Raw genomic sequence first — 232 nt, 5'->3', positions numbered from 1 at the left:
GGCCTTTTGCGTCAGGAGAAGATATGTGTCCCAAGCCAAACGTTTTGAAAAATACATCAATGGACAGTGGGAGGCCGCTGCGGACTATTGCACCAAAATCAACCCGTCGGAGTTTTCCGATGTCATCGGCGAATACGCCAAGGCTGATGTTGCTCAAGTCAACGCCGCCTTCGACGCCGCACGCGCCGCGTTCCCGGCCTGGACCACCTCTGGCCTTCAGGCCCGTCACGAT

Annotated in this window: 1 protein-coding gene; it reads left to right on the top strand. The window is 56.9% G+C overall.

Going from position 1 to position 232, the window contains the following annotated elements:
* Positions 1-25 precede the first annotated feature (25 nt).
* On the top strand, positions 26-232 hold a 207-nt coding region (locus ACFZPT_RS27145; RefSeq protein WP_379559193.1), incomplete at its 3' end, for an aldehyde dehydrogenase family protein.

The organism is Pseudomonas sp. MD330_10 (genome assembly GCF_042610415.1).
Taxonomy (GTDB): Bacteria; Pseudomonadota; Gammaproteobacteria; order Pseudomonadales; family Pseudomonadaceae; genus Aquipseudomonas; species Aquipseudomonas rhodesiae.
The sequence above is the reverse complement of the archived record's forward strand: the minus strand, read 5'-3'. Positions and strand labels throughout refer to the sequence as shown.